The following is a 20,541-nucleotide window of genomic DNA, read 5'->3' on the forward strand; positions in this document are numbered from 1 at the left end:
CGTCGCCGCAGTTCGGACATCGGGAGGATCGTAATGGCACGAATGAGCCTGCAGACGGCTTTCGACCAGGTCCGGCAATGGCTCGAAACCAATGACCTCGATCGCGCCATTGGCATGGCGCACCATATCCTCGAGACCTACCCCCACTGCCTGGAAGCGCATCAGATGCTTGGAGAAGCGCATCTGGCCAATCGTCAGTATGAAGAAGCGTGTATGCATTTCGAGCACGCGCTTCAGTTCGATCCAGAGCATATCCCGGCGCTTGTGGGCCTCGGGATGACCTGCGAACGACTTGGACAGCTTGAGCGCGCCATTTCGGCCTTCGAGCGCGCCCTTGAAATCAAGCCCGACTTGCCGGAACTGCGGAGTCAGTTGCTGCGGCTCTACACCGATGCCTGGGGGAGTGAATATGCGCACTTGCGTCTCAGTCGCGCCGGACTGGCGCGATTGTACGCAAAAGGGCACATGCTGCCACAGGCCATCTCTGAGTTTCGTCAGGTTGTGGCGGATCAGCCCGACCGTCTCGATTCGCGCGTAGCGCTGGCAGAAGTCCTTTGGCGCGATGAGCAGGAAGAAGAAGCGGCAGATGTGTGCCGTGACATTCTTGCAAAACATCCCCATGTGTTGAAGGCGAATCTGATTCTTGGGTATATTGAATTGGCGGCTGGAAACCCGTCTGGCGAACAGTTCTGGAAGGCGGCTGCCGCTATCGATCCGTATCAGGGCATGGCCCGCGTCTTGTTCGAGTCGCTCCCGCCTGTCACGATAGAGGAACCGACGCTTCCAGAGTGGGATGAGGCGGAATGGTTCCATCGGCAGGTGACGGCGCCTGCTGAGCAACTCGCCGCAACCCGTTCGATGGAGGCGACGACGCCAACCGCCGTTGTTGCGCCACCGTCGCCGCCCGCACCGCTACCGGCTTATGCTGATAGCGATGACTTTCTCGCCAGTCTGCTGGCGATCGATGCTGCGCCCCCGATCGTGTCGCATCCGACCGAGGAAGCCGAGGTTGGAATCAGTTCGGATACACGACCATTTACGCTTGAGGAATTGGGGTTGAGCGAGGCTGAACTTGCCGGTCTCGGTGCGCCGGAAGAAGCACCGTCGGAGTCCTCGGAATCTGAGCGTTCGATGCCGGTGAAGCCGGTTGTATCCGAAGAACCGCCCGACCTCGCCGCGATGCAGCCCTTCTCCCTCGACGAATTGGGACTGTCGCCCGACGAGATTGCCGCCCTCGACAGCGCCTCGGCGAGCGCCGCAGCCGACCAGCCGCCGCCCGACCTCGCCGCGATGCAGCCCTTCTCCCTCGAAGAATTGGGCCTGTCGCCCGACGAAATCGCCGCCCTCGACAGCGCCTCGGCGAGCGCCGCAGCCGACGAGCCGCCGCCCGACCTCGCCGCGATGCAGCCCTTCTCCCTCGAAGAATTGGGCCTGTCGCCGGACGAAATTGCCGCCCTCGACAGCGCATCGGCGAGCGCCGCAACCGACGAGCCGCCGCCCGACCTCGCCGCAATGCAGCCTTTCTCCCTCGAAGAATTGGGCCTGTCGCCCGACGAAATCGCCGCCCTCGACAGCGCCTCGGCGAGCGCCGCAACCGACGAGCCGCCGCCCGACCTCGCCGCGATGCAGCCCTTCTCCCTCGAAGAATTGGGACTGTCGCCCGACGAGATTGCCAGTCTGAGCGGTGAGACAATCATCACCACGCCCGAACCATCACAACTCGACGATTTCGATTTTGACACCCAACCCTTCTCGCTCGACGATATCGATTTTGAAGGGAGTGGACGCATCCCGGCAGCGGGGCGCGATACTGGATCTGGTGCTGGCGATGTGCCGCCCGACCTGCAACCGTTCTCGATCGAAGAACTGGAAATCGGCAGCATGAGCGGTCCGGCAGACCTTGGCGAGTTGCCGCCATCACTCCAACCCTTCTCGCTCGAAGAACCACCTGCGCCGCAACGCCCGCGAATGGCCGGTCTTACGCCGGAAGAAGCAGCCGAAACCCCAATCGAAGAAGAAGATACCTTCCTGCCGCGCGGTTTTAGCTGGCAACAACCATCCCAGCGCACGGAGCCATCGTTCTTCCAATCGACATTGGCGGCTTCGACGCCAGACACAGGCACTATTTTCTCGAAACTGCAAAAGCAGCGCGAAAGTGCGCCGCTGCCGCGCGCGGAGGAGCCGCCTGCGCCGCCCATCGCCCCGGATGAACACCTGGGATTGTTCTCATTGGACGATGTACCCCTGCGCGACGATGAGTCGCTTGAATCTGGCGCCCTCTCCTCCACTGTGGCGCCGCACATCGAAGCGCAATGGCAATCTTTGGTCCCTCCGGCTCATGCGGAACGACCGACTGATACGGCGCACATCTCGACACCGCCCGGCGATAGCGGACAGACACAGGCGATTTCACTCGAAGAAACAGAAAGCATCGAGTCCGCCATTGCCAGCGGGGTCATTCAGCCATTCTCATTCGTCGATCTTGGTCTGACCGAAGAAGAGATTGCTGCGCTTGGCTTGAGCACCACGCCTGATATGCCGGGAGCGCAGGAGGAAATACCAGAGACCCCGGCGGAAATCGGCGCAGCGGCGCAGGAAGAACCTCCTGCCGTAGCAGCGTCGCCGGTCGAGCCGCCCGTCACCCCTCCCGATCGGGAACAGGCGCCGCCACCACTCGAGGAAGTGGAAAGCATCGAAGCCGCGTTGTCGAGTGGTCAGATTCAACCATTTTCATTCACCGACCTGGGTTTGAGCGAAGAAGAAATCGCCGCCCTGGGTCTTGGCGATCTGGAAGGATTTGCCCAACCGTCGGTTTCTTTCGAACCAGAGACTCTCGAGGAGCCGTCGGACATCGAGATGTTTGAGGCGCCGCCCAAACCGGAACCATCTGCCGAACTCTCGACAGGCGCCGGCGTTTCTCCGGCGCCTGAGACAACGGCAGAGCCTGTGGTCGAAGAAGCCCTCGGCATCGAAGAGTTGCAGCCGTTCTCGCTTGACGATCTGGGTCTTTCGGAAGAGGAACTGGCAGAATTCGATCTGTCGAGCCTCGAGGATGAGGAAGGAGCGCACGACGAAGGACGCCTGGGCATTACCGAGGAAGAACTGGCAGCCCTGGGAACAGGCGGCGATCTTGCGTGGGCTCCGGAGCCTGCACCTGTGAGTGAGCCGTCTGCCACTGCATTCGCGCCAATTGAATCTGCGCCTGAAGTCAGCAGCGGGGATGAGGTTGTCGATCGGTTGATTCAGATCGGTCATGAGCGCGGTTATGTCGATATCGCCGACATCATTGCTGCGGTGAAGGACCCCGAAGCGGAAGCGGCGCGGATCGACGAGATCGGGCGAATGCTCCACGCCGCGCGGATCGAGATACGCGATGGCGACGAGGTGATCGACCTCGATGCAGAGTATGCGGATGAGGAAGCGCCATTGATGCCAGAAGGCGCCACGCCTGCCGCGAATGCGGCAGAGGAAGAAGATCTGATGCGCCCCTTCTCACTCGAGGAACTCGGGTTGTCGGATGACGAAATCGCCATGCTTGCCGCCGCTGCCGCCAGCCGTGGGGAGGAAACGCCGTCAACGCCAGCGGAAGAAACGCCACTCCCCCCCTTCTCATTGGAAGAAGCCGGTGCAGCAGACGATGAAATTGCCATAATCGCTGCTGCCAGTAGCGGAGAAGAGGCGCCACCCGCTGCTGCCGAGGAGCCGTCGCTCACCCCCTTCTCGCTGGAAGAACTGGGATTGTCGGAAGACGAGATCGCTCTGTTAAACGAGACGGCAGCATCTCTCGAAGCGCCACCTCCACCCGCCGCTTCAATCGAAGCGGAAACCACTGCATGGTTCGATCTCGAACCGGTCGTTGCCGATGCAGAAGCGGCAGCGTCACCCGAATCGTCGGCGCCGGATATGGAAGAAGCGCAACCGCCAGCGCCACCCAAACGTATCGAGCCGGCGCCAGCACCGGCGCCGCCCAAACATATTGAGCAACCGCCGGCGATTGCTGCGGCAAAACCGCCTGCTCCGCCGCCAGCGCCGTCGTCTGCGGAAATCTCCAGTCTGAGCGATTATCCAGAACTGCAAGAGTACCTGAACATGCTCGAAACCAACCCGGACAATCACCTCTTGCGGCTCTCGATTGCGCGCTTTGGCGGTCAGGCGGGAATGTCGGAAATCGCTATGCAGCACTATCGCCGCCTCATCAAGCAGAATGTGCTCCTCGATGAAATCGTCGACGATCTCACCGATATGATTGCAGAGACCAGCGATGCGAATCTGCTGCGTAAACTGCATCGCACCCTTGGCGACGCTTACTCGCGTCAGGGGCGCTTCCGCGACGCGATGCGCGAGTACAGCTGGATACCTGGACAGGCATAAGGCTGCGTGACGTAAGTTGCGCTTCTGTGAATGGTAAAGAGCAATGACTGTCAATATGCGCCGGATCGTTGAAGACCTCATCCGGGTGGAAGGGGTCATCGGGAGTTTACTCGTCGGAAAGGATGGTCTGGTCGTTGCCAGTACGCTGATGGATGAGGAAGATGCCGAGATTCTGGGAGCCATGTCGGCTGCCGTATTTGGCGAAATTGACAAAGCAACCAGGCGGATCGGCGTCGGCGCGCTGATCGATTCGATCATCGATGCGGAGCAGGGTTCCATTCTCATGCTCGAAGCGCGGGAGTTGATCCTGGTTGTTATCACGCAGCGCATGGTCAATCTTGGTCTGGTCAAGATGGAAATGCGCCGGGCATCCAAGCGCATCAGTGAAGCTGTTCCAATCTAATCGAGCCAATCGCCCGATGTGAGGCGGGTTCACCAGACGGCGCATCGCCCGGGCGGAGTCGCTCGACTGCTAGTTTCGCGCCCGTGAGTGCCACGCTCAGGGCGCGATGTTTGTGTCCTGCTATGTATGAAGGAGAGACAGAGGCATGGAGCGTTCGCTGATCATTCTGAAACCCGATGCCGTGCAGCGTGGACTGATCGGACCGATCCTGACACGGATTGAACAGCGCGGCTTGCGGATTGTCGGCTTGAAGTTAATGCAGATCGATGAAGCGCTGGCGCGCCGACATTATGCCATTCACGAGGGGAAGCCGTTTTTCGACAGTTTGATCGCCTATATCACCTCGGGTCCGGTAGTTGTCCTGGTCGTGACCGGCGCGAATGTCATCGAAATGGTGCGCTCGATGGTCGGCGCCACCAACCCGGGCAAAGCGGCGCCGGGCACGATTCGTGGTGATTTTGCGCTGGAGATCGGAAGGAACCTCATCCATGCTTCAGACTCGCCGGAAAATGGCGAGATGGAGGTGAACCTGTTCTTCCGCGCCGAGGAACTGGTCGATATGCGCCGCAGCACTGACCAGTGGATCTATGAGTAGTCCGCCTTATCCGCTGCTGTTGAACTCGCGCCACCACTCGCGGAATGTGCGCTCCGGGTCGCTCCAGTAGCGCTCGGCATCAACCGCAGGCGGTTGTGCAGGCAGAGTCGATGCACTGCGGACGCGGCGAGCGAACTCGCGCACGGCTTCGACCGACGCTTTCTCCCGTCCCAGTGCATCAATCAGTCCCATGGTCCGATAGCAGCGGGTGCGATCGAGCGGCGGCGCCTGCCATAGTTCTTCAAGAAAATCGGCATAGGTTGCCAGCCACGCGCCAGCGGCGCCGTCATCGTAGAGACGTTCCAGAACCGTGTGGATGAACTCTGCTTGTTCTCCGGGCGTACTCCGGTACACCGGCGCCGTTCGTCCGTAGAGATCGTCCTCGAACCATCCGGCAGTTTCACCGTGCGTAATCGTCGGCATCCCGACGCCAAGCACAACAACCCGTCGTTCAGCCAGACCGGCAGTCAGTCTATGCAGATAGGCGGCGGGGTTCGTGTGTCGCGCCTGATGGTCCACCGGCGTTTCCGCCAGATCAACGGTCACACCTGTGAGCGCACAGTGCTTCGCCACATGCTCCGGGCGCGGACCGGAGCGGCGTTTCAACCCTGTGGGGGAGACGACACCCAGACAGACGGCGCGCGGCGCCACGATTTTCAGTTCATCCGTTAGAAGGGCAAACCACTGCGATACTGCCTGTTCCGACTCCGGGCGATGAACACGCTCGAACCCTTCGCCGAGTTGCCACGCCAGAACCGCCGGATGGTCGCCGAAGTAGCCACCGGTTTCACGCACCAGATAACGTTGCGCCTCGATCATCGTCGGATCGCTGAACAAATCACCGCACTGCACCGGGCGATACCGTCCGCCGGTCAGGACGGAGATTACTCCCGGCGGACGCACGAGCATCAGCGGTTGGCCGCGCCGGGCGCGCCGCAACGCGCCGGCAATGTCTGGACCGTTCGCCCACGATGGGACCTGCAACTGACCAAGCAGAGCCACCGGAAAGAGCGCCAGAACAACCCGCAATCCAACGGCGTGCGCCGTATCGAGTGCGTGCTCCAGGCGCCGCATCGCGCGACCATTGATCCGCTCAGGACCAGGCTGGAAATCTTCCCACAGCACGCAGAAGCGCACCGTATCGAAGCCGATGGCAGCGATGTGCGCCAGTTCTTCACGCACCGCGCCGCGGTCGTAGCGCTGCCAGAGCAACGGACCCGCTCGACGCGGCCAGTAGGTCACGCCTAACGAAAAGGTGTCATTCGTCGTCATGGCAGATTCTGTGCATCAAAGATCGCGTCGAATGCACTACCAGACATTGTGACCATTCCACCCATCTTATGGGCTTCTGGTTCCACGCACAAACACATCGGGCCACGCTTTAAAGCGAGTAAAGAACAATTCCGGCGTCCGCTGCACCCCCCCCTCAGTGATCACCCGGTATACCTTGATATCCATCCCACGTCGCGCCCGGTCGGTCTGGCGAACGGTTCCGACCGGCAGACTCGGATCGTTCACATAGACCGCCTGCGCTGGCGGCGCCACGATATTGGCGATCTCCGGTCCAACCACCGCCACACGCCGGTCTGGCCGTGTCCCATAGAGCCGGACACTCAAAACCTGCGCATTCGTATCGGCGATTGTTTCCATCAGCAGCCAGTGACCGGTGTCATTGACGAACTTGAGGTCCTGCACACCGGTGTAAATCGTGGCGTCCATGCCAGGCGCCGCCTGATCGGGAAAACTGAACGCATCATACCAGGAAATATAGAACGGATGCGCGTGCCGTTCGGTAATCGGCAGACCTGCCCAGAACGCCGCGCGGAACACAGTGGTCGAAACCTGGCAGACGCCACCGCCCCACTCGAGCTGGGTGCGATTGCCGATCACCGCATATCCCTGGACAAAACCGTGTTCGGCGTCAACTGCGCCAAGCTGGGTGTTGAAGGAAAACTCGGCGCCGGGGGGGATGAGCACACCATTCATGCGGTCAGCACCGGCTTTGATGTTGGTAATACGGTACTCAGCCGAACCGGCAAAACTCGATTTGCCTTCCGCCACCAACTCGACAATACCCAGAGATGGCAGTGTTTCCGCCGTGATCTGTGGGCGAACGACTTCGACCGGCAGTTCGACGATGTGCTCCTGCGTGCGCAGGGCACGGCGGATCGCTTCGGCGGCTTCTGGTTGTTCGAGGCGCAGCCCGTCGCGCCCCGGCTCGACAATGTGCAAGCGCCCATTGCGGAACGCAACGCGCGGTTCTGCGCTCGGCGAGTCGACAAACTGCGCCAGCCGGGCAACGGCGCGCTCCAGGCGTGCCTGGTCGAGATCAACAAACATGCGACCATCGATGATACTGATGGTCAACATCTCGGCGATGCGTTCCTGATCCCACGTCCAGCGCCGTTCGCCCTGCCGGAGTTCGAGCGGTCGACTCAGCAGCAGTTCAGCATCTGCAACGGCTGCGGCAATATCGTCATCCGCCAGCGTTGGTTCGAGGATGCGAGTGCGCAACGGCACAGTGCGCGGCTCGAGCGACTGCAACGCGCGCAGGATGTCGAGCGCTGTGGCATCCACCAGCAGTTGGCGTCCGGCGCGCGCAGAGGCGGGCAGCACTTTGCCAGCAGCGATACTGAGCGCCGCATCACGCGGCGGTTGTTCGATCTCGCCAGCGAGATTGGTCAGATAGCGTTGCAACCGCGAGGCATCCACCCGAAGACGCGGCGCAATATCGACGCCGCCCTCCTGCTGGAGCGCCCAGAGTTCCTCGATCCGATGCAATGGGCTGCCGGTGCGCCCGATGCCGAGCGCAAGCGATGCAGTCTGCTCCCCATCGAACTGAACGCCGAGATCATCGAGTGATGGTTGCCATTCACGCCCCTCGAACACCAGCGTCAGTGGAGTCTGCAAGAATGCTTCGTGCTGCGACATCAGCAGATTCTGAATGTCCTCGCGCGACATGCCACCGACAGGAACGCCACGAATACTGACGCCGGGCATAGCACGATCGGCGGCAATCACGTCGGTGATGAAAGGTTGCGCGAAATAGAGCGCCACGCCAAGCGCCAAGATTACGAGCAAAACACCAATGACCGGCGCGCGACGGGGGCGCACTGGCGGAGTGCGACGCGGTGGTTTGGGCGTCGGCGGTTCGGGCGGCAATTCGGGCGGAGGCTCATCGATCAGCAGACGTCCTTCGCCTTTGCGCCGCCGGATAGGACCATATTCCTGGTAGTACTTCTCCGACATGACGGGAACTCAGGCGACGCAACAGACGCCGATTTTTTCTTCACAATACGATTAAGCACAGCAACGTGTAAAGCGTATCACGTCTGCATGCGGCTGTCAAGGCTTGATGAACGCCAGCCCGCGTTCGCGCATGCTGACAAAACGCCCGTTGCCGATCACCAGATGATCGAGAACGTCGATATCGAGCAACCGTCCGGCTTCAATCATCTGCCGGGTGACGACAATATCCTCCGGCGAAGGGGTCGGGTCGCCGCTGGGGTGATTGTGTACCACAATGATCGATGCCGAATTGAGACGAATGGCTTCCTTGAACACCTCGCCGATGCGGACCATCGATGCGTTCAGACTGCCGACATACACTGTCTGGATTTTCTGGACGCGATTCTTCGTATCGAGGCAGATCGCGCGCAATTGTTCCTGGTCGAGATGGCTCATTTCGATCTGCATGAGTTGCGCCGCGTCGGTTGGCGAGCGGATCTGAAACCGTTCCTCGCCACTCGCCAGCAACAGGCGCCGCCCGATTTCCAGCGCCGCCTTGAGTTGTGCAGTCTTTGCCTCACCCATACCGCGGCGCTGCGCCAGTTCCTCGAAGCCAGCGCGCTGCAACCCGCTCCATCCACCGAATTCGACGAGCAACTGCTGTGCCAGCTGGATAGCGTTCACTCCTTCAACCCCGACCCGTAACAGGATGGCGAGCAGTTCGGCATCGGCAAGAGCGGCGGCGCCGCTGGCGCGCAATCGTTCGCGTGGCTTGTCGGTTGCGGGAAGTTCCCGGATACGAATGTGATAGTCGGTCATGGCATGCTCCTGTCTCTAAGTCTGCGGGAAGGTGTCACGAGTGCACCCCTCTTCCGCAGGTGGACGATCACAGGTGCTACCGATCCATCGTCGTGAGCGATACGTCACAGAATCGGCGCGTTAGAGGGATATTCGTCCTGCCAGGAACCCATGCGCCTGCAAGAGGCGAGCGGCGCACGGCAAGCAGCGCAGGAAGGCAGAGGCGCCCGTCGGGAGCGTAGCGCGGAGAGGTGGGGGCGCCCTCCTGTGGGTGACTGCAAGCGCGAGGTGCCTGGTGAACGTTGCCCTGAGCGCAGCGTCGGCGTGAAGAGCGGACGAGATGCTTCGCTTCGCGCAGCACGACGCCAGGGAAGCCATCGTCAGCGTTGAGGTTCGGGTTCGTCTGGCATAACCGGAAGCCACATGACGACATCCGCCCAGATAGTGAGCATCCCCTCCTCAGCAGCACTGGTCAGCACCACTTCAGCGCCGGTTTCCTCGAACTGATACGTTCCAAGGTCCACCCAGTCGTTCGCGTAGGTTGCCGCATCGACGACGACCTCTGCCATACCGTCGGTGTGCTGCACCAGGTAGCGCATGCCGGTGGCATCGCCCAATCGACTGACGGCATAGGGGATGAAGGCGATCACGCGGTACCGTCCTGCCGCAGGCAATTCTACTCGCCAGACCGCCAGCGACGGGAGGGTGAGCGCGCGCACCTTCCAGGGGCGCCCACCGGCGCCACGCACCGATGCAGTAAACAGCGACTCGCCGTTGTGCCCGGTAGGAGTGCGTTTCCACCCGTCACCATCGGTAAAGAACCCGGGACGATCGGCGTCGGCTGCGACCCCTCCCGGCGGCGGCGACGCACACGGCGAGGGACGATCCATCCAGAGCCAGACGCTCACAACGCCAGCCGGATGGACATGCCAGGGATCATCCTCGCTGCCGCACCACCCATACGGATCGGTGTTACGCCCCAGGTACTGGACGCCAAAATGCAAATGAGGACCTGTTGAGCACCCGGTATTGCCGATTATGCCGATTGGTTGGCCGCGCGTCACCCGTTCGCCAATGGCGACATCCACGCGGTGCAGGTGCCAGTAGAGGGTGCGGTAGCCATTCTCGTGGTCGATGGCGACTGCGCGGGTGGCGCAGCCATCATCGGCATTGCCGGCAAATACAACGACCCCATCGGCTGCCGCTAGCGCCCGTTCGGGCGGCGCTGCGGCATAGTCCCAACCGTCGTGACCATTGTAGGCAAAGATCGGATCGGTTTCGATTCGCCCCCAGTACGTGACGACCCCGTTCCGGCTGTTACGCATCAGAAAAGGACCACCATGGTCGAAGAACGATGTCACCGGAACGACACTACCGATGGGGCGGGTTAGAAACGGCTGAGATGGCGGGAACCAGTCGGACGGCGGGATGCGCGGGTCGTCGAACAGGCGCGTGTATGTAGCGCGAAAGCGCTCCATCAACGTTGGAAGACGTTGCGGGACCGTCGTTGGCGCGAGCACCCGCGCCAGGGCATACTCAGCAAGCGACATGCCTTCTGGCAGCGGCGCTGCGCTGCCGTCGGCAAAGGTCAGCGCAACGCGCTGCGGATAATCCCGCCGCGCATAGAGCAACTCCTTGACCGCCCAGCGCACCTGCGCCTGCAAGCCGCGACGCCGCCCGTCCTCGCCACGAAAACCGACCGCCCAGGCGAACTGATCGGCAGTTGGCTGCGGATCGCTGATCAGGTTGCTCTGCACTTCGATCAGCGCCAGAATGATCTTGGGGTTGACGCTGTAGTAGACTGCCTGACCGGTCAGCGCCTCAGCAAAAGTGTGTTGGCGGTCGCCAACCGGCACGATAATCCCTTTGAGCGGACCAGCCTGACCATCGAGGAACGCCTGAATCTGGATCGCGTAGAAATCCGGCTCGTAGGTCAGCCGCCGGTCATCGAAGAAATTCGCCAGTGCAGGCTCAGGAACAGGTGTCGGTGGGGCAGGCGTCACCGTTGGCGCCATCGTTTGGGTCGGGAGCAGCGGCTGAGGCGTCGTGGCGCCATCAGGCACACGGGTCAGCGACGTTTCCGCCTGTGGCGTTGGCGCAGGCGGCGGAGATGGCGCAGCACAGGCAACCAGCGCCAGCGTCATTAGAATATTCAGCAATCGGCGGTAAGGCACGGAACTAGAGCACCTGCTTGATGGAACTGTACATCTTCGCCCTCAGCATCACGCGAGGATTATACCCGATCATGGTTTCCCCACCGACAACATAGAGACCGCCGCCTCGTGTTCACCATCCACGCCGAGCATGGCATTGACCTCGTCGTCCAGGAAGGGGCCAACGGCACACCCCCCATACCGAGCAATGGCGCCGCAAGACAGAGGTTCTGTGCCAGGTGTCCGGCTTCGAGCAGCGCATAGTGATAAGCGCGTTCCTGATAGCGCCAGCGCAGGCGTTGCAGGATGACCCTAACATCATGGCGCAAGCGTTTCATAGCGCGCCCCCCTTCCAATGAAGAGAAAAAAAGCACTCGGCGTCCCTACCACGCCTGCCGCGCGGCGCCGGGTCGTTCCATACCGGCGCATATGCGTAATGCCCGCGCTGAGCGCACAAAGCCACACCACAGCAGAGCCAGTTCGACGCATCCGCACATACCGGATAAAGGCGCGGATGCGACCTCTGGATGATTCGCCTAATAGTTCAACGCCAGGCGGCATAGCACATTGCAGCAAATACGTCATGATCCAACGCGGGATCAGAACGTGGCAGACCTGTGAACGTCTTGCATGATTGCAGCAAGGACCTTAGCCCGCTGTGCGACTCGTATTCTCCTCGACCCAGGCGCCATACGGCGCATACACATGCTCGATGGCAAAAGCATGGATCGCCGGCAACTCATACGAGTGCAGCAAACGGATCGCCTCTTCCACTTCATGGTAGCGCGCAGCCGTTGTCTTGAACAGCACACGAAACTCGGGATCGCGCTGAATTTCTCCCTTCCAGCGGTAGACACTCTCGATCTGCGAAATCTGCGCACAGGCGGCCAACCGTCGCTCGACCAGCGCCGTTGCCATCGTGCGCGCTTCCTCGATACTTCCCACAGTGGTTATCACGGCAATCAGATTCATCACGCCTCCCTGTCGTCTCTTCCAGGATCACCGCCAGCATTGCGGCTCCATTGTACAGCGCGCGAGACACGCGCAGGGGAGCGCTTTACCAGAAGCATGCAGTCAGATATAATCGTACAAGCGCTGCAATAGGGCATTGCGTCGCTTCCGGATGCGCGCCCGAACACTCCGAATCTTGCTCGCGTGAGTGCAATTTTGCTCCACATCGACGCAACCATCGCGCGAGCCGCAAACGAGATGAAACCTATGCACAAAGACATCAAAATCTACCGCAACTATATCGGCGGCGCCTGGATGGAATCGCCGGCACGCCGGCATGCACCCAACATCAACCCCGCCGACGCCAGCGATTTAATCGGCGAAGCGCCGCTTTCCCTCAATGACGAGGCGATGGCCGCCATCGAAGTGGCGGTGCATGCCTTGCGGTCCTGGCGCCGGACGCCGGCGCCCGAACGTGGGGCGCTGGCGCTGCGCGCAGCGCACTTGCTGGCGGAACGCGCGGACAATGTCGCGCGCGCGGTGGTGCGCGAGCAGGGCAAAACCCTTGCCGAGGCGCGTGCCGAGGTACAGCGCGCCATCGCATACGCGGAGTTCTGCGGCGCTGCGGCGTTCGCCACTGAAGGCGTCACCGTGCCGCTGCGCGCCCCGGCGCTTGGCTACACGCGCCGCCGTCCACTCGGCGTCGTAGCGTTGCTGACGCCGGAATGGTCGCCGCTGGCGCTGCCATTTGAGCGCCTGGTGCAGGCGTTGGTGTGTGGCAATACCGTCGTGCTGAAACCGGCGCTGGCAACGCCGGAAACTGCGGAATGGCTGGTGCGCTGCTTTGCCGACGCCGGCGCGCCATCCGGCGTCGTCAATCTGGTGCACGGCGCCACCGATGAGACAGGCGCTGCTCTGATCGATCATCCGATGGTTCGCGCGGTCTGGATCGGCGGGTCACATGCCGATGTCGTCGGCGCGCGGCGGCAGGCGGAGACGCGCACGCTGCGCTTCATGAGTGAGCAGATGGATGTCAACCCGGTGATCGTGCTCGAAGATGCCGATCTGGACCTGGCGCTGGCGGGAGTGCTCACCGGCGCGTTCGGCAATGCCGGTCAATCGTACACGGCGACCAAACGGGTGATTCTTGTGCATCCGGTGGCGGATGCGTTCCTCGAAGAACTGGTCGCCCGCGTTTGCGCACTAAACCTGGGCAATGGTCTCGATGAAGCGGTTGGGATAGGACCATGCACCGACGAAGCGCAGATCGAGCAGGCGCTCGATCTGGTGCACCAGGCGGAGGCAGAGGGCGCCGAAGTGCTCTGCGGCGGCGCGCGCGCGGAAGACGAGGCGCTGGCGCATGGCTACTTCCTGCGCCCAACAATCGTGGATCGGGTGCGCCCAGAGATGCGGATCGCCCGTGAACCAGCCCTGGGACCGGTGCTGGCAGTGACGCGCGTCGAAAGTTTTGCCGAAGCGCTGGCACACACGATCCGATCCCATGCGGTGCGCGCCGCCGGAATCTACACCCGCGACGGCGCGCGTATGCTGCGCTTCGTCGAGGAAATGAACGCCCAATCGATCCACATTAATGCGCCAACTACCGGCGATGAGCCGCAGATGCCGGTCAATCACGACTCCCTGATCGACTTCTTCAGCGACACGAGCGCCGTTTATGTGCAGTACGGCGCCGGGAATGGAGGCGTTGTGTGAGTCAGTTGTACTGCGCCAGCGCATCCGCCAGCGCCTGCGCTCGCTGCCGGATCGCCTCCAGATCGCTTGCCTGCGGCGCCAGGTGCGCATAGCGTTCGAGGTCGGACAGCGCCCCCGACCACTGGCCAAGGCGGGCGCGCAACAATCCGCGATCCCGCAACTCGCCCGCATCGAACGCCAGGATCAAGATTCGCTCGACTGCCGCCAGCGCGCGCTCGAACTGTTCGCGCTGAATATAGGCGCTCTTCAGATTGCGCAGAATGCGTATCAGGATTGACCGTGGCGACGGCGGCGCCATAATCTGCCGGACCAGCGCAGGATCGACAACGCCGGCAAACGACACGATCTGCCGTTCGCATTCCGCATATGACCACAACCTGCTGCGGTTGAAGGGATCAATGTACAGATCACCCTCACGGGCGTCGATATAGCGCACCAGAAAATGCCCCGGCAACGCTAACCCAACCACCGGCAGCCGCAGCCGCCATCCGATTTCCAGATAGAGTACCGAGAGCAGAATAGGCAAACCGACGCGCCGGGCAATGACCTGATCGAGGAAACTGTTCGCCGGATCACTGTAATTCCAGTGGTTGCCACGAAATCCAAGTTCCTCGAACAGGTAATTGTTCAATGCGGCGACAATGGCGCGCGAATCCCGCCTGCCGGCGACGCGCTCCCGCGCCGCCTCCGCCATTGCATCAATAATCCGCAACGACGCCGGCGGATTGCCATCGCCCTGATCTTCCCAGGCAATACAGAGCGTCGCCTCCGCCAGGTTGATCCGGTCATCCGGCAACCGGGCGATGGCGCGAAAACAACGGCGTGCAGGCGAAACCATACCGCGCGCAGGAGTGATCACAGAAACCGTCCAGATGATACCACACATCAGACTGATGAATGGAAGATTGGCTCAACGGGTTGGGTGGCGAACGCTTCTGCTCATTCCACACCGGTTTATGGTACGATGTATGTCAATGGCTCTGTCATCAGGATCAGAGAGGATGCACGTGGACCTCCTCGGCAAAACGGCGCCCGATCCTCTTTGCCGGAGAAAATCACCCGAATCGCTCTTGCCGGTATGCTGCGAAACGTGGGCTGGAACACGAGATGAACTCGCAACAGCCTGCCTTTGCTCCGAAAACACGAGTGTTGACACAACAGCACCCTGTGTGCTACATTCACATCTGCGCTGCTGTTAAGGACTATTTCGATGACTCGTAACCGTCAGTTGGACAGGCTTCTCCCCGCGCACGCCGATAATGAACCGCTCTTCTCCAAACAGGGACAGATCGTTGCCGCTCTGGCGCGCTCGCTGCTCGAACGAACGCCAGGCGAGCGGATCACACGTGTTCATGAGTACGCTGCGCGCCTGGATGCCAGTGTCGGGACTGTGCAGGCCGGGTTGCAGTACCTGACATCCATTGGCGCCGTGCATCTCGAAGCGCGGGGACGGCTCGGCACATATGTCGTCGCTATTGATTATCCTCTTTTGTGGTCGATTGCAATGCGCCGTCCGCTGGTTGGCGCGCTTCCACTCATCTATTCGCGTCGCCTGAGCGGGCTGGCCACGGCTGTGCGCGCACAATTCGACCGCCTGCCGATTGATCTGGAACTACGCTTCATTCGCGGCGCCGGTCAGCGCGTGCGGGCGCTGACGTTCCAGCAATGCGATTGGGCGCTCCTCTCACGCCACGCCGCGTTGCAATATCCAGACATCGATGTGGTCGTGGAACTTGGTCCAGAGACGTATATGGCCCAGCATGTGCTGATCCTGCGCGATGCGGCTACACCCGGCATCCAGGACGGTATGCGGATCGGGGTGGATCCATCGTCTGCCGATCACACGCTCATTGTGCACACAACCTGCCGTGGACGTGAGGTCAAGTTTATCGAGATCGATTATGCGGAGGGACTGCGCCTGGTGATGAGCGGCGTTATCGATGGAACTATCTGGAGTTGTGAGGACGTGCCATCCGAAATCACCGATCTGCGAATCATCCCATTGAGCGCGAACGACTACCCAGCACTTGTGGCGCTTGGCACGGCGGTGATGGTCGTTGATAAGGGAAACCGGTCAGTTGCTGCGTTGCTTGGCGCGGCTATCGAGATGAATGAATTGCACCTGATCCAGAACGAGGTGCTGGAGCGACGCCGCACACCTTCCTACTGAATGGAAACCTGCCATGTCGGAAATGACCATCGCCGGCGCCGCCGACGCCTGGGCCACTGCTCAATACTCACGCCGCAAACCGCCGGCGCCCTCCACAATTGCCACGTACTGTAATGCATGGCGCTCGTTTGCAGCCTGGGCGCACTGCGAAGGGAAGCGTGTCGTTGCCGACATCGCAGCCTCCGATCTGGGTGCATGGATCGATTCGCTCAATGGCATGGCGGATGGCACGGTGCTCACGTATGGTCACGGCGCTCTGGCAATCTGCAAGTTCCTTGCCGATCGCGGTCACCTGCGCTGCGATCTGGCGCTGCTACGCCTGCACCTGCGCGATGCACTGCCGCGCGCCTATGCCGGCCGCGCGCCCGATGTCCCCGATCTGCGCAGATTGGTGACGTTCTACGACGGTGAATTGCCCGCCGGCGAACCAGGGAGCCGCGCAGAGCGCAACCGCCTGAATATGCTGCGCAACGCTGCACTGTTGCACACCCTCTTTTCCACTGGCGCGCGAATCTCCGAGGTGTTGAGCCTGAATGTCGGTGATGTGCGCGCCGATAACGGCCGTATTGTTCCTCGCGCTTTCGTGATCGGCAAGGGACAGCGCCGTCGCGCTGTTTTTCTCCGTGCGCACGCACAACAGGCAATTCTGCGCTACCTCCACGCGCGGCATGCCGCGTTTCCGCGCGCCGATGCCCTCTTCATCTCTCACGGTCCACGTGGCGCCGGCGGACGGTTGGGGCGCATCGCAGCGTGGGAGATCGTGACCGGCGCCGCTCATCGCGTGGCAGACCAGATCGAATGCGAGGGACGCATTCGAGAAGCGCGCGCGTTGCGGACCGTGACCCCCCACACCTTCCGCCACTTCGTTGCCACCTGGCTCCTCAACGAAGGCGCTCAACTCTCCGAGGTTTCGGCGATTTTGGGTCACGCCAACACCCGCATTACCGAGCAGTACTACGCGCGTCACACGGATGAACAGCTGCAAGAACTGCACGATCAATTCGCGCCCGATCCGGAATCGGAATGATTTTACCTGCCCTTAATGCATTCTTGATACTCATGCGTTATGATGGTGTATCGACTGTGGTATACTCAGGAGAAATCACCCGCTCACCCGAAATCTAAGGAGAGTTTTCCGTATGCGCATTCTCGTCCTTGGCGGCGACGGCTACCTGGGCTGGCCGACCGCATTGCACCTCTCGCAGCGCGGCCACGAGGTGGCTGTCCTCGACAACTTCTCACGGCGACTCTGGGATCACGAACTCGGCGCTGAAAGCCTGACCCCTATTGAAACGCTGCAACAGCGCGTCGCAGTCTGGCGTCAGATCACCGGTAAGATCATTACCCCGTTCATTGGCGATCTGTGCGATTACACGTTCCTGGAACCGGTGATCCGCGATTTCCAACCGGAGGCGGTTGTCCATTTCGGTGAGCAGCGGAGCGCCCCCTACTCGATGATCGACCGCCAGCACGCTGTGTTCACCCACGTCAACAATGTCGTCGGCACGCTGAACCTGCTCTACGCGCTCGCCGACCATGCGCCGGATTGCCATCTGGTCAAACTGGGAACAATGGGAGAGTATGGCACTCCGAATATCGACATTGAAGAGGGGTACATCACCATCACACACAAGGGACGCACCGATACCCTCCCCTACCCCAAACAACCCGGCAGCTGGTACCACGCGACCAAAGTCCACGATAGCACCAACATCCTGTTTGCCTGCCGCATTTGGGGATTGCGCGCAACCGACCTGAATCAGGGGGTCGTCTACGGTGTGGAAACGCCAGAAACAACCATGGACCCGCGACTGGCAACGCGCTTCGACTACGATGGCGTTTTCGGAACGGCGCTCAATCGCTTCCTGGTGCAGGCGGTCGTCGGCCTGCCACTGACGGTCTATGGAAAAGGCGGGCAGACGCGCGGCTTCCTCGATATTCGCGACACGCTGGCGTGTGTCGAGATTGCCATCCTCAACCCGGCGCCACGCGGTGAACTGCGCGTGTTCAATCAGTTCACCGAGCAGTTCAACGTCGCCGGTCTCGCCGAAGCGGTGCGCGAAGCGGCACAGGAGTTCGGTCTCGATGTCGCCATTCACCACCTGCCCAATCCACGCGTTGAGAAAGAAGAACATTACTACAATGCCGCAAATACGCGCCTGCTTGATCTGGGGCTAAAGCCACATTACCTGAGTGAGACGCTGCTCGAATCGGTGATGCGCGTGGTGATGCATCACCGTGATCGGGTGCGGCCCGAATTGATCATGCCCGCCGTCAACTGGCGCCGCACGCACAATCCGGTTCTGCCAACCGAGGAACCGGTCATTCAGCAGCCCTAAGTGCGCCTACAATGAGCAGGGCGCCCGGACTGCCTCCGATGCGTAGGGGCAGGACACCTGTGCCTGCCCCACCCAATCGACTCCGCATCCGTAAGGACAGGACACCCGTGCCTGCCCGCCACGCTCCCGCCTGCGGGCGCCCCTACGACGGATTACTGACATATGCGCGAACTTCAGACGCAGGAATGCGAATCTGTTGCATCGTGTCACGGTTGCGCACCGTCACCGTCCCATCGCCGAGCGACTGAAAATCGACAGTGACGCAGTACGGCGTGCCAATTTCGTCCTGGCGGCGGTAGAGTTTGCCAATCGCACCGGTATCGTCGTACACTGTGCGAAAGAAACTACCGACCTGGATTGAGCGGCGCAGGTCTCGCGCCATGGCGACCAAGCCCTCATGGTTGCGTTTGAGCGGGAAGACCGCGACGCGGACCGGCGCCAGGTGCGATTTCAGGTGCAGCACAGTGCGGAAGTGCTCATCGACCAGTCCTTGCGCTTGCCCGCGCAATTTTTTCCCTAACTCAACCTGCTCGGCGCCCGGCATTGCCAGAAGCGCCTCGATCTGTGGCATCGTTTCGGGCATACCCGCCAGGATCGCGTGCCCGCGCTCGAGCAGGGCATCACGCGTTTCAGGCGCCAGTTTGTCGCTCCTGCCAACAGATTTGAGGAACGCTTCGAGCGCATCGCTCACCGCACTGATCCGTTCAGCCGGCGGCGCCTTGACCATTTGTTCATCGTAGGATTCGGCAAGCACCGCCAGGAAGCAACGCCCAACCCCTGCCGATGGCTCGATGACGAATGGCACAACGTGTCGTTTGCTCTCCGGATCGTAATATGTCAACCTCGCCGTACTCTCACGGTTCGGGTTGGCGCGCGCCGTCAGATTGAGTGTTTCCTGGTCACGGCTGTGCGAGCCAAGGTCGTAGTCGGTGCGACTGGCAATCCCCTCGACTTCCTCATACCCCAGGGTAGGGTAATGGTACATCAGATCGAACGTGCGTTTCGAGTAGTGCGCCAGTTCGTCGGGCGGCACGTCATAGATCCTGATCCGTGCGCGGGGAATGCCGATGCTCTCCCACCAGACGAGGCGGTCTTCCAGCCAGCGCTGATGCCATTCGTCCTCGGTTCCGGGCATCACGAAATACTCGATCTCCATCTGCTCGAACTCACGCACGCGGAAAAGGAAGTTGCGCGGGTTAATCTCGTTGCGGAACGCCTTGCCGACCTGTGCGATACCGAAGGGCAGTTTACGACTGCTGGTTGCAAGCACATTGCCGAAATTCACGAAAATGCCCTGAGCGGTTTCTGGGCGCAGATATGCGAACGAGTCGGCATCCGCCACCGGACCGACGGCCGTCTTGAACATCATGTTGAACGGTCGCGGCTCGGTCAGATTGGTCGATCCACAGTTCGGGCAGCGCCCCTTGATATGATCGGCGCGCCAGCGACTCTTGCAATCGCGGCAATCGACCAGCGGATCGTTGAACGTCTCTTCGTGCCCGGAGTAACGCCAGGTCAGGCGATTCATCAGAATCGCGGCGTCCAGCCCCTCCATATCATCGCGCTCATACACATTCGTGCGCCACCAGGAGGCAATAATATTATTCTTCAGTTCAACGCCGAGTGGTCCCCAATCGAAAACGCCCTGCAATCCGCCATAGATTTCCGAACTGGGAAACACAAAGCCACGCCGTTTGCAGAGCGACACCAACTGATCAAGAGTTGTTGCTGGCATACTGACGACTCCTGTTCAACAAAAAACCCAGGCGAACATCGTCGCCTGGGGACGCATTGCACTGCAACACGCGGTTCCACCCCAG

General features: G+C 61.1%; 15 protein-coding genes. 7 read left to right on the top strand and 8 right to left on the bottom strand.

From position 1 onward, the window contains the following. The first annotated feature begins 42 nt into the window (after positions 1–42). The 3 genes from RCAS_RS00205 to ndk all read left to right on the top strand — a co-directional run bounded on the left by RCAS_RS00205 (position 43) and on the right by ndk (position 5,369). On the top strand, positions 43–4,371 hold the full coding sequence (locus RCAS_RS00205) for a tetratricopeptide repeat protein (protein WP_232280108.1): 4,329 nt from the start codon (positions 43–45) through the stop codon (positions 4,369–4,371). 43 nt (positions 4,372–4,414) lie between these two features. Beyond that, the gene (locus tag RCAS_RS00210; protein ID WP_011955543.1) at positions 4,415–4,774 is read left to right on the top strand and encodes a roadblock/LC7 domain-containing protein; all 360 of its coding nucleotides are present in this window, start codon (positions 4,415–4,417) and stop codon (positions 4,772–4,774) included. Positions 4,775–4,919: 145 nt separating this feature from the next. Then, positions 4,920–5,369 carry a nucleoside-diphosphate kinase gene (gene ndk / locus RCAS_RS00215; RefSeq protein ID WP_011997578.1) on the top strand — a complete coding sequence of 150 codons (450 nt, stop codon included), beginning with the start codon at positions 4,920–4,922 and terminating at the stop codon, positions 5,367–5,369. 6 nt (positions 5,370–5,375) lie between these two features. Here ndk and RCAS_RS00220 read toward each other — a convergent pair whose 3' ends face one another. The 6 genes from RCAS_RS00220 to cutA form a co-directional block, all read right to left on the bottom strand. Further along, the gene (locus RCAS_RS00220; RefSeq protein WP_011997579.1) at positions 5,376–6,641 is read right to left on the bottom strand and encodes a glycoside hydrolase 5 family protein; all 1,266 of its coding nucleotides are present in this window, start codon (positions 6,639–6,641) and stop codon (positions 5,376–5,378) included. 66 nt (positions 6,642–6,707) lie between these two features. Further along, positions 6,708–8,618 carry a VanW family protein gene (locus RCAS_RS00225; protein WP_011997580.1) on the bottom strand — a complete coding sequence of 637 codons (1,911 nt, stop codon included), beginning with the start codon at positions 8,616–8,618 and terminating at the stop codon, positions 6,708–6,710. Positions 8,619–8,714: 96 nt separating this feature from the next. Next, positions 8,715–9,416 (bottom strand): RadC family protein, encoded by a 702-nt coding sequence (gene radC, locus RCAS_RS00230; RefSeq protein WP_011997581.1) that lies wholly within the window; start codon positions 9,414–9,416, stop codon positions 8,715–8,717. A gap of 359 nt (positions 9,417–9,775) precedes the next feature. Then, a complete protein-coding gene (locus tag RCAS_RS00235; protein ID WP_011997582.1) occupies positions 9,776–11,569 on the bottom strand; it encodes a peptidoglycan DD-metalloendopeptidase family protein in 1,794 nt (597 codons plus the stop codon). Positions 11,570–11,628: 59 nt separating this feature from the next. After that, positions 11,629–11,886, bottom strand: a complete 258-nt coding sequence (locus RCAS_RS26385; RefSeq protein ID WP_083760250.1) for a nitroreductase family protein — start codon at positions 11,884–11,886, stop codon at positions 11,629–11,631. A 310-nt stretch (positions 11,887–12,196) separates the two neighbouring features. Then, positions 12,197–12,520, bottom strand: a complete 324-nt coding sequence (cutA, locus tag RCAS_RS00240; protein WP_011997583.1) for a divalent-cation tolerance protein CutA — start codon at positions 12,518–12,520, stop codon at positions 12,197–12,199. Positions 12,521–12,766: 246 nt separating this feature from the next. Here cutA and RCAS_RS00245 point away from each other — a divergent pair, with 246 nt between their 5' ends. Then, entirely contained in the window at positions 12,767–14,212 is a 1,446-nt protein-coding gene (locus RCAS_RS00245) for an aldehyde dehydrogenase family protein (protein WP_157042490.1), read from the top strand. Between the two features lies 1 nt (position 14,213). Here the strand turns inward: RCAS_RS00245 and RCAS_RS00250 are convergent, their stop codons facing one another. Beyond that, entirely contained in the window at positions 14,214–15,071 is an 858-nt protein-coding gene (locus tag RCAS_RS00250; protein WP_232280109.1) for a SirB1 family protein, read from the bottom strand. 351 nt (positions 15,072–15,422) lie between these two features. Between RCAS_RS00250 and yhfZ the strand changes: the two genes are divergently transcribed. The 3 genes from yhfZ to RCAS_RS00265 all read left to right on the top strand — a co-directional run bounded on the left by yhfZ (position 15,423) and on the right by RCAS_RS00265 (position 18,721). After that, positions 15,423–16,382: a GntR family transcriptional regulator YhfZ gene (gene yhfZ, locus RCAS_RS00255; protein ID WP_011997586.1), complete on the top strand. Its 960-nt coding sequence runs from the start codon at positions 15,423–15,425 to the stop codon at positions 16,380–16,382. 13 nt (positions 16,383–16,395) lie between these two features. Further along, on the top strand, positions 16,396–17,409 hold the full coding sequence (locus RCAS_RS00260; RefSeq protein ID WP_011997587.1) for a tyrosine-type recombinase/integrase: 1,014 nt from the start codon (positions 16,396–16,398) through the stop codon (positions 17,407–17,409). Positions 17,410–17,521: 112 nt separating this feature from the next. Then, positions 17,522–18,721 (top strand): NAD-dependent epimerase/dehydratase family protein, encoded by a 1,200-nt coding sequence (locus RCAS_RS00265; RefSeq protein WP_011997588.1) that lies wholly within the window; start codon positions 17,522–17,524, stop codon positions 18,719–18,721. Between the two features lie 142 nt (positions 18,722–18,863). On the opposite strand, the gene RCAS_RS00270 is transcribed toward RCAS_RS00265, so the two are convergent. After that, the gene (locus RCAS_RS00270; protein ID WP_011997589.1) at positions 18,864–20,456 is read right to left on the bottom strand and encodes a glycine--tRNA ligase; all 1,593 of its coding nucleotides are present in this window, start codon (positions 20,454–20,456) and stop codon (positions 18,864–18,866) included. Positions 20,457–20,541: the final 85 nt, after the last annotated feature.

This window comes from Roseiflexus castenholzii DSM 13941, from assembly GCF_000017805.1.
Lineage (GTDB): Bacteria > Chloroflexota > Chloroflexia > Chloroflexales > Roseiflexaceae > Roseiflexus > Roseiflexus castenholzii.